Consider the following 8,133-nt stretch of genomic DNA (forward strand, 5'->3'; position numbering starts at 1 on the left):
GCTTGGGGAAGCGTGCGGCTATGGGGAAGCGTGCAGCTACAGGCCGGCGGAGGGCATCGACGCGATTGAGGTCCCCCTGTTCGAGCGAAGCCAAGAACTCGGGGAATCGGCGACCAACGACAACGCCCGGGAGAGATCCCCCTGGAACGCGCCGCGCCCGGAACTTTCAGAATCAGCCGAAGGCCCGCCGAAACTCCCGAAGCCGACGCGGCCGAACCCGAACGGGTCCACGATTCCACGGTTGCACGCATCGACGCATCGACGAATCAAGCGCCGGACCGACCAGCACGCTCGGCTGAGCGCTCGGCCGAACGCTCAGCGTCGCCGCCAGAAGCCCGAAGAACACCCCCGAGGGCCACACCGCCACCCCCGCCCTCCGCATCCTCTGCACCTACCACCTCGACCAACTCACTCCCCTCCCCCGCCTTCCCTCGTTCGATCAAGTCACGGACGAGGCGAACGAGTTCGGCGGGCTCGAAGGGCTTGGCAAGGAAGGCGTCGACGCCGGCGTCGAGACCGCTCTCGACCTCGTGCTGCGTACAGGCGCTGACGATGGCAAGGGGAAGGTGGCGGGTCAGAGGATCGGCGCGCAGGCGAGCGGCGGTCCGGAGCCCGTCCAACCGGGGCATGACGACGTCCAGCGTCACGACATCGGGCCGCACCTCATGCACCACATCCAGACACTCGGCACCATCGGCCGCGGTCACGACCTCAAGACCCTCCAGCTCAAGGTTGACCCTGATCAGCTGCCGGATGACCTTGTTGTCGTCTACAACAAGCACCCGACCCGACGCGCCCGGCACAAGTCGAGAGTAGGTCCGGACCGGCCACCGCGTCCGGGTTTTGCCCACTTCCACCCCCTGCGAGCGACCCACTCCCACCCCACCTCCGAAACCCGTTCCTGATCACCCCGAAGGAGCTGGTAGTGTTCTACCCGTCGCCGCGAGCAAACAGCTCCAACCGACACGCCCCCGTAGCTCAGGGGATAGAGCAACGGCCTCCGGAGCCGTGTGCGCAGGTTCGAATCCTGCCGGGGGCACCCTGCATGAGGTGCCCAAAGACCCCGCCACCAGCGAGAACGCTGAGGACGGGGTCTTCGCGTATGTGCAGCCATATGCAGCGCTGAGCGGCCCTAGGACAGGGTCTGTGGACTATTTGTGGACAGGATCTTGGAGCGTCTGCCCAGGTCAAAGCAGCTACCTCCGAGCGGACACAGCCCGGCGTGCCAGTCCCACTCCAGATCCACTGCGTCGAATACGCTGCGAAGGCGTTCAACCTGACGTCATGGCGTAGCCGCCGGATGCAGGAAGAGGTGTGGCATGAGGTCCCCGGGCGTGCACCTGCGGGAGATCACCGACGACAACCGGGATGCCGTTCGTGCCCTCCGCGTCCGACGTGACCAGAAGCAGTTCGTCGCCTCCGTGTCCAAGTCGCTCAAGCAGGCGGCAAAGAAGCCGGAGGCCAATCCCTGGTACCGCGCCGTGTACCGCGGCGACGAGCCGGTCGGCTTCGTGATGCTGTCGTGGAAGCCGCCGGCTGGTCCTTACAAAGGGCGGCACTTCATCTGGCGCCTCCTCGTCGACAAGCGGCACCAGAGGCGAGGGATCGGCCGCGAGACGCTCACACAGATCGCCGCCCTGGTTCGCGCGGACGGCGCCACCGAGCTGCTGACCAGCTACGATCCCGGCGACGGCGAACCGTGGCCCTTCTACCAGAAGTTCGGGTTCGAGCCTACGGGCGAGATCGACGACGGCGAGATCGTTCTGAGGCTGGTCTTCCCCGCTCGGTGAGCTCATACGGGTAGCGGCGGACGGTTTTGGCCTCCGTTGGTCAGATGACGAAGAAGCCGCTGGACTCCTGGAAATCGATGCCCCTCAGCCTTCATGTCTGCCTCAAGCGGCCGTTACCCCGCATCCGGCCATTCCTCCGGAGGCTCTGGCGGCTCCGGGTCAGCCTGCCGCTCCACTCGCCGCCCGTTCTCCGCTCGCAGCGTCGTCAACCACGGCCAGAGATCCGGCTTCGGTTGCGCCGAGCAGGCCAGCCGATGCTCGATACGGCACCGTTGAAACGGATCCGGCGGACACACTCCGTAGACGGTTACCCGACCGTCGGAGAGCTCGATCCAGCGATGCTCCGCCGGCACCGTATGGGCCAGCGGATTCATGTCCGGCTCAAGCAACACCCAGTCCTGCTCCAGCGTCGCCACGCGATCCGCCGGCAGGCCGCAGTACAGGCAGCGCGACTGCCCACCTCCCAGCCTGCGCGGCCCCTCTTCTAAAACCCCCATATCGTGAGGGTCGGCAGCCCGACGGCGTATGCGTAGACCGCGAACTGGACGGGACGCCTGCGGCAGTCGTCCATCCATGAAATGGGACGCGACCCGGCAGGTGCAACTAGCAACCAACGGCCGAAGGCACACGGCCGAGACACGACGAAGCCCCCGGCCCATGCAGGCTGGGGGCTAACGCCTATGTGCGAGATCACTCGTATTCGCGCAACAACTCTTCGATCTTGCGGTTGGCAATCTCCTGGCGTCCATCGAGGCATTTGGCATAGCGGCCCAGCAGGACCTCAACACTGTTGCCCGCACGTTCGGCGACCTCGGTCGGGTCCACCCCGGAGTTAAGCCAGGTCGACAGGGCCGAGTGTCGGAGGTCGTACGGCCGGGCGGCGAGCGGAGAGGCGACCGCGGCCGGCGGGAGCGCCAGCGCCCGAGCCTCCTGCCACACGCGGTAGTAGGTCGAGGAGCCGACCACTCCCCCACGTTCGTTCGTGAACAGTCGCCCGTCCTCCGCGCTGCCGAACGTGTCGAGGTGCTGCCGAAGGATGGCGACGAGCTGGGGCGGGATGGGCACGAGCCGCACCTCTTCGGCTGGCCGGTTCTTCAGGCCGCGGTCATCGTGGGTCTCACCGGAGTCCGTCCACTGCTTGCCGACACTAGGGCGCGTGCGGTTCAGCAGGGCTGTCCCCCAGCCGGTCTCCGGCAGCTTCAGGTCTGCTTTGGTGAGGCCGACTGCCTCAGCCGGGCGTAAGGCGCCGTAGTACATGCAGGCGAACAAGCCGACGAGTCGACGACCACGCGCCCGGCCGTATCCGCCGATGTACGAGACCGCGGTCAACAGGGACCGAGCCTGCTCCGGATTGGCGACTACGCGGGGATCCACCTCACCGGCTACCTTCGGCTTCTTCCATCGAATGGCAGTGATCGGGTTCTCCCTGAACTCCCCAAGATCCACGGCGTAGTGCAGTGCATTGACGAGCGTCCGACGCTTACGCCGAACCGTCTCCGCAGCCGCCGCCGTCCCGTCGAGCTTCAGCTTGAGCGAGTCCAGGATCGCCCGACCGATAGCAGCGTCGCCAAGGTCGGACAGAGGGCGCGAAGCCTTTGCGACCCAATGCAAGGCGTTCGCGATCTCGGTCGGCAATTCGCGATCATCAGGACCAGGCAGGACAAAGGCCCAATTACGCAGCGCCTTCCTGAGCAGATCATCGGACGGCCTTCCCGGGCGGTCGTCGAGAAGAGCCATGGTTACGGCGGTCAGCGACTCATTGATCCCGTTGCGCGTGTTCGGCGCCGCGTGCGGCCACTTCATGGCGAGGTACTTCAGAGCGAAGGCGTACCAGGTGGCCGACGGGGCCTTTTCGATCATCGAGTCGGGCAGCCCGGTGACCGTGTCGAACTCTTCGCCGTCCCGGGCAGCGCGGAGAAGCTTGGCGCGGTAGTGGTCCGCAAGCCCCTTGGTGCGAAACTGATCGGAGAACACGTTGCCAGCAACGGTCCATCTGACGTCATAGGACGACTTCTTGGTGTTCCTCTTTCGAACGCCCCAGACCTTCACGTCGAGAGACCTCATGCGGTGGCCCTCGCTCGGGCGTTCAGCCATGCGTTGAAGTCACTGCGCCACACGCGCCATTCGCCGTTGGGCAGCTTGAAGGCATCCGGTGCCTGCCCAAGCTCCTGCCAGCGGTAGAAGGTCCGACGTGAGATGCCCTTGAGTTCGGTACAGACCTCCAGCACAGTCATCAACTCGTCTTTCACGTCAACGCTCCTTCCTGACGAGTTGCTCTTGTAGGGCTTCGCGGGCGGTTTCGCGGTTGAGCTGGAGGTCGCGGGCGATGGTCGCGGCGAGGGCCGATTCGCCGGGGGTGTGGCCATGGCCGGCGTACTGCCAGTCGGCAAGAACGAGGACTGTGTCCGGCTCGCGATCGTCCAGGCCGAGCGCTTCGCGTTCCTGGGCGGCCCGGTAGTCGGCCCGTACCTGCCGGAGGGCGCCAAGAGTGGTGGAATAGCGACGGGACTTCGAAGAGAAGTGGCCGCGGAAGCCAAGCATGTGCGCCCAGGCCCACAGCCGCCGGTCCGGGTACAGCGTGTCGAGGTCCCAGCATGCGGTGATCAGGCGGCGAGCGTGGTCGGGAACGCCGTGGCGGTCGAGTTCGGCGAGTTCACCGATGCGGCGGTCGAGCGTGCCTGTGTTCTCGGCGGCTTTGGTGGCGTACTTGGCAACGTAGGAGGCCACGGCCTGTTCGGTGAGGTCGGAGCCGTCACCAAAGGCCTTCACGGGACGGATGTCGAGTTCTCGGCCCCAGCGGAGCGTGCGGGCAGGTTGGTCGCCGATCGCAGGGATGCGCAGACTGGTGTACGAGTGCCTCACGGCGGCCCGGATGGCATCAGTGAGCAGGTCGACGCTCGCCCAGAAGGGCGGTGCCGAGTCGGCTCCATCGGGTCCGTCGAGGCGGACCACGGCGTGGAAGTGGATGGCGCCGCGTTTCTGGAATTCGGCGACCTTGCCGTAGGAGACCCGGCAGGCTTCGGAGAGGTCGCGCTGGGTGAGGCCGGCGCGCTTGGCGATCTCGCGGCGGAGCCGGTTGGTGAAGCGCTGCCATAAGTCGCCGGCGTGGTTGTTGAACAGCACCGCACCGGCGTAGTCGTAAGCGTCCGGATCAAGGGCGGTGCCAAGGACGGGATCGTCCTCGCGGTGGCGACGGCCGCAGCCACAGTGTCCGTGGTCGGGGCGGTTGTGGACCGGGCCGAACGAGGGTGCGGTGAGGGTGGCAAAGACGCGGGGGTGATCCCGGACGGCGACGGGGATGTCCCGGCGGTCGTCCCCGGCGAGCCCGGCGCGGATGAGGTGGTAGGTGTCGCCGGCGTAGATGTAGGCGCAGGAGGGGCAGCGGGAGGCGCGGCGGTTGCCACAGGCGATGCGCAGCCGGCCGCCCGGTTCTCCATGGCTGGTGTAGCGGTGGAGGGTCTCGCCGGTGGTCTTGTCGACGCGGACCGTCCAGCCGCGCAGGTGGATGGGGTCGGCGCAGCCGCCGGTGCGGTGGATCTGATGTTGCCAGCGGTCGAAGTCGGGAGCGGAGGCCACCCGCAGCAGGTCGCCGAGGGTGGTCGGATCGAGGCCGGTCAGGGTAGCGGTGTCGGTCATACGAGCACCTCCTGACGGGCGGTCAGGAAGGCGGTGCCGATCCAGCGGGTGTAGGCGGGCGGGATCGCCTCGGTCAGCTCTTCATGGACGTGGGTCCAGGTGATGCCCATGGCCTGCTGCATCTCGGAGATGGTGGCCTTGCCGCCGCCTTCCCCGTACGCCGCCAGGTAGGGGCCATCGCGGTAGATGCCGTGACGCCAGCCGCGCACGTAGCCGCGATGCTTGGGGTGGACCGGCCGTGACGTGGCCCAGCGGCCGAGTTCGAAGTTGCGGTGCCGCAGCACGCCGAGGCCGAACATCTCGCCGCACAGGGTGAGGTCCTTGCGAATCTTCGCCTTGCCGTTGGGCTGCTCGATCACATACGGCAGGCTGGTTCGATCGAGCAGGACGCGGGTGGGGGCCACCAGGTCTTCATGGGTGCCGCCCCAGCCCTGGGACCGGTTGGTACCCACGGTGAGAGCGCAGCCGGCCTGGCAGGGCGGGGAGGCGTGCACGAGGGTGTAGCGCTCGATGTCGCCGGTGTCGATCAGGTGGGCGAGGTACTCCAGCGCGTCGCCGCGGTTGTACGGGAAGGGGTAGCGAGGGCGGTCGGCGATGTCGCAGCCATCCACGGCGTAGCCCGCCAGGTGGTAGCCCCAGCCAGCCCCGCCGGAGCAGGAGAACAGGTCCAGTACGCGCGGGCCGAGGTCAGGCATGGGCCGCCTCCCGCACCAGGTCGAGGAGGTCGGGGGCGGGGGTCCACAGGCCGCTGGCACCGGACCAGGACACGGGGCGGTGGAGGCGACGGACGTCGGTGAGGTGCCAGTGCCACTGCCCGCGGGCAGACCACAGGGTGCACATGCCGTCGTCTTCGTGGCAGTCGTCCAGGCGGGCCCAGCCGAGGACGGCGCCGGCCGGCTGCGGGCGGTGCAGGAAGGGGCGGGCCATGACCGCGTACCTGGCGGCGGGGTCGATCGTGACGCCGGAGTGGATGAGCAGCCAGCCGCGGTAGTCGGTGGCCCAGCGCCGGTTTTCGATCCGCTTGGTTCCGTACGCAATGGCGGACGCCCACGGCTGCCACACGGTCAGGGCGCGCACCTCAACGGGTTTGGGGTGGGTCATTCGGCCACCCCCGCCGTGTCGTCGTCCAGGGCATCCAGCAAGCCGGCTGCCTCGGTGGCTGCCGCGGCGAGATTGCGCAGGGCCTCGGAGGCGCCAGGGGTGGCGAGCAGTGCGATCTCGACGAAGTCGCCCTCGATGCGGAGGCTGACGAAGGGGTAGGCACGGTCCGCGAAGGGGGTGACGCGGTAGCGGGTGTCCGGCTCGATGTGGGCCGAGGTGGTCAGAGTCTTCACGCGGCCACCTCGACATCTGCCATGGTCAGGCGCGGGCGGAGGGGCACGGTGCCGGCGCCGTGGCAAGTGCCGCAGTCGACGTGGAGCAGGACGCGGGTGCCGTCGCGGTGGCGGGTGCCGGCCGGTATGGCGGCGGTGGCGAAGCCGTCGCAGTTCGGGCAGATCCGCGCGCTTGTGATCGTGGCCGGGTTGGGGCCGGGCATGATGGAGGTTCCTTCCCGTTCTTGTGGATCGGAGAGGGGCACGGCGCCCGGGCGGCGGAGACTTGGCGGTTTCAGGGCCGCCCGGGGGCCGGTCAGCGTCGCTTCGCGTCGGAGGCGACCAGGGAGCGCAGGACGACGGCGCACACGGCGACCGAGGCGCCGGTGATGGCGACCGCGAGGAGCATGGAGACCAGGACGGCGCCGACGACCAGGACCACGAACGTGCCGCCGCCGACGAGGGCGATCGCGGTGCTCGGGGTGAGCTGGATCGTGGGCCGGGTCGGCGCCGGCGCGACCGGGGCGGGCGGCGGGGTCTGAGCGGCCGGGATGGTGGTGGTCGGCGCGACCACGGCGGGCGGGGTGGCCTGCCCGGTCGGTGTGGGCATGGTCGGGATCTTCGGGCGGAACATGGATCAACTCCCGTCTGCAGTCGATTACTTGACGAATGGGTCGATGGCCGGGGCAAGAAGGCTGTTGGCGAGGATGTAGCCGCCGATCAGCAGGACGATCACGAGCCAGAGCGGTGGGCGAGCGAGCTTGACGCCGGCCACGGCGATGCAGGCGATGAAGAACCACAGCGGCACGGACACGGTGTGAGTCCCTTCAGCTAGTGCTTGGTCTTAATCCGGCAGCGGTGGCCCTTGGCCGCCACGCACACGGCGCCGTAGCTGGTGTATTCGGACGACCAGCCGCACTGATCGGCGGTGCAGGAAGCGACGTAGCCCTTCTCGCTGTTCTTCGTGAGGGCGCGGCCGATCTCGACGGGGCCGTAGCGGACGAGGCGTTCGAAGAGGAAGAACCGGTGTCCCATCAGTCGATGTCCTTTCTGATCAGGTGAGTTGGGCGGCGATGGCGGCTGCCATTGGCGCAGGGACGCCGAGGCGGGCGCGCAGCGTGTCGGGGTCGATCTCGTTGCCGGTGCGGGCGCGGTGGTCGTCGGCGACCTTGCGGGCGTGGGCGACCAACGCGGGTGGCACTGGCATGGCCGGGGCGGGCTCGGCGGGGGCCGGGTCGGCGGCAGGCAGGGCCGGAATGCCGTCGACGGGAGGAACCGCGGCCGGCTCCGACTCAGGTGTCGGGGCGGCTGCACGTTCGACGTCCAGGGCGGAGGCCGTCGGCGCCGCCGGGTCGGTGGGCGGTTCGGCGGCGTGGACGAGCAGGGTGCCGCCG

Annotated in this window: 13 protein-coding genes, 1 tRNA gene and 1 pseudogene; 2 read left to right on the forward strand and 13 right to left on the reverse strand. The window is 68.3% G+C overall.

The window, feature by feature from the left end:
- Window positions 1-266 precede the first annotated feature (266 nt).
- On the reverse strand, window positions 267-851 hold the full coding sequence (locus IPZ69_RS45445; RefSeq protein WP_374296174.1) for a response regulator: 585 nt from the start codon (window positions 849-851) through the stop codon (window positions 267-269).
- 116 nt (window positions 852-967) lie between these two features.
- On the opposite strand from IPZ69_RS45445, the gene IPZ69_RS45450 reads away from it, so the two are divergent.
- Together IPZ69_RS45450 and IPZ69_RS45455 are read left to right on the forward strand one after the other, a co-directional pair.
- Window positions 968-1,039 (forward strand) — tRNA-Arg (locus tag IPZ69_RS45450).
- A gap of 295 nt (window positions 1,040-1,334) precedes the next feature.
- Window positions 1,335-1,790, forward strand: coding sequence for a GNAT family N-acetyltransferase (locus IPZ69_RS45455; protein WP_235460792.1), 456 nt, complete (start codon window positions 1,335-1,337; stop codon window positions 1,788-1,790).
- 113 nt (window positions 1,791-1,903) lie between these two features.
- Here the strand turns inward: IPZ69_RS45455 and IPZ69_RS45460 are convergent, their stop codons facing one another.
- The 12 genes and pseudogenes from IPZ69_RS45460 to IPZ69_RS45515 all read right to left on the reverse strand — a co-directional run.
- Entirely contained in the window at window positions 1,904-2,449 is a 546-nt protein-coding gene (locus tag IPZ69_RS45460; protein ID WP_308407616.1) for a DUF6083 domain-containing protein, read from the reverse strand.
- Window positions 2,450-2,480: 31 nt separating this feature from the next.
- Window positions 2,481-3,854 (reverse strand): tyrosine-type recombinase/integrase, encoded by a 1,374-nt coding sequence (locus IPZ69_RS45465; RefSeq protein ID WP_235460794.1) that lies wholly within the window; start codon window positions 3,852-3,854, stop codon window positions 2,481-2,483.
- Window positions 3,851-4,024: a helix-turn-helix transcriptional regulator gene (locus tag IPZ69_RS45470; RefSeq protein WP_235460803.1), complete on the reverse strand. Its 174-nt coding sequence runs from the start codon at window positions 4,022-4,024 to the stop codon at window positions 3,851-3,853. Before IPZ69_RS45470 ends, IPZ69_RS45465 begins: the two co-directional genes overlap by 4 nt.
- A 16-nt stretch (window positions 4,025-4,040) precedes the next feature.
- On the reverse strand, window positions 4,041-5,426 hold the full coding sequence (gene repSA / locus IPZ69_RS45475) for a replication initiator protein RepSA (RefSeq protein WP_235460795.1): 1,386 nt from the start codon (window positions 5,424-5,426) through the stop codon (window positions 4,041-4,043).
- On the reverse strand, window positions 5,423-6,121 hold the full coding sequence (locus tag IPZ69_RS45480; protein WP_235460796.1) for a DNA methylase: 699 nt from the start codon (window positions 6,119-6,121) through the stop codon (window positions 5,423-5,425). The genes repSA and IPZ69_RS45480 overlap by 4 nt, the downstream gene beginning before the upstream one ends.
- Complete coding sequence (locus IPZ69_RS45485; RefSeq protein WP_235460797.1) at window positions 6,114-6,527, reverse strand: ASCH domain-containing protein; 414 nt, start codon at window positions 6,525-6,527, stop codon at window positions 6,114-6,116. The genes IPZ69_RS45480 and IPZ69_RS45485 overlap by 8 nt, the downstream gene beginning before the upstream one ends.
- Window positions 6,524-6,760, reverse strand: a complete 237-nt coding sequence (locus IPZ69_RS45490; RefSeq protein WP_235460798.1) for a hypothetical protein — start codon at window positions 6,758-6,760, stop codon at window positions 6,524-6,526. Before IPZ69_RS45490 ends, IPZ69_RS45485 begins: the two co-directional genes overlap by 4 nt.
- Window positions 6,757-6,963 carry a hypothetical protein gene (locus IPZ69_RS45495; RefSeq protein ID WP_235460799.1) on the reverse strand — a complete coding sequence of 69 codons (207 nt, stop codon included), beginning with the start codon at window positions 6,961-6,963 and terminating at the stop codon, window positions 6,757-6,759. The genes IPZ69_RS45490 and IPZ69_RS45495 overlap by 4 nt, the downstream gene beginning before the upstream one ends.
- Window positions 6,964-7,055: 92 nt before the next feature.
- Window positions 7,056-7,373: a SpdD-like protein gene (locus tag IPZ69_RS45500; RefSeq protein ID WP_235460800.1), complete on the reverse strand. Its 318-nt coding sequence runs from the start codon at window positions 7,371-7,373 to the stop codon at window positions 7,056-7,058.
- 24 nt (window positions 7,374-7,397) lie between these two features.
- Window positions 7,398-7,553 carry a hypothetical protein gene (locus IPZ69_RS45505; RefSeq protein WP_235460801.1) on the reverse strand — a complete coding sequence of 52 codons (156 nt, stop codon included), beginning with the start codon at window positions 7,551-7,553 and terminating at the stop codon, window positions 7,398-7,400.
- 17 nt (window positions 7,554-7,570) lie between these two features.
- A complete protein-coding gene (locus IPZ69_RS45510; protein WP_235460802.1) occupies window positions 7,571-7,774 on the reverse strand; it encodes a mobile element transfer protein in 204 nt (67 codons plus the stop codon).
- A gap of 19 nt (window positions 7,775-7,793) precedes the next feature.
- Window positions 7,794-8,133, reverse strand: a pseudogene (locus IPZ69_RS45515) (DUF2637 domain-containing protein); the annotation flags it as partial.

Origin of the sequence: Streptomyces olivochromogenes, from assembly GCF_021538895.1 — a bacterium.
Lineage (GTDB): Bacteria > Actinomycetota > Actinomycetes > Streptomycetales > Streptomycetaceae > Streptomyces > Streptomyces olivochromogenes_A.

Coding starts and splice junctions, on each gene's coding strand:
- IPZ69_RS45460 (WP_308407616.1), bottom strand. CDS start 2,449: ATGGGCCGGGGGCTTCGTCGTGTCTCGGCCGTGTGCCTTCGGCCGTTG.
- IPZ69_RS45465 (WP_235460794.1), bottom strand. CDS start 3,854: ATGAGGTCTCTCGACGTGAAGGTCTGGGGCGTTCGAAAGAGGAACACC.
- IPZ69_RS45470 (WP_235460803.1), bottom strand. CDS start 4,024: ATGACTGTGCTGGAGGTCTGTACCGAACTCAAGGGCATCTCACGTCGG.
- repSA (WP_235460795.1), bottom strand. CDS start 5,426: ATGACCGACACCGCTACCCTGACCGGCCTCGATCCGACCACCCTCGGC.
- IPZ69_RS45480 (WP_235460796.1), bottom strand. CDS start 6,121: ATGCCTGACCTCGGCCCGCGCGTACTGGACCTGTTCTCCTGCTCCGGC.
- IPZ69_RS45485 (WP_235460797.1), bottom strand. CDS start 6,527: ATGACCCACCCCAAACCCGTTGAGGTGCGCGCCCTGACCGTGTGGCAG.
- IPZ69_RS45495 (WP_235460799.1), bottom strand. CDS start 6,963: ATGCCCGGCCCCAACCCGGCCACGATCACAAGCGCGCGGATCTGCCCG.
- IPZ69_RS45500 (WP_235460800.1), bottom strand. CDS start 7,373: ATGTTCCGCCCGAAGATCCCGACCATGCCCACACCGACCGGGCAGGCC.
- IPZ69_RS45510 (WP_235460802.1), bottom strand. CDS start 7,774: ATGGGACACCGGTTCTTCCTCTTCGAACGCCTCGTCCGCTACGGCCCC.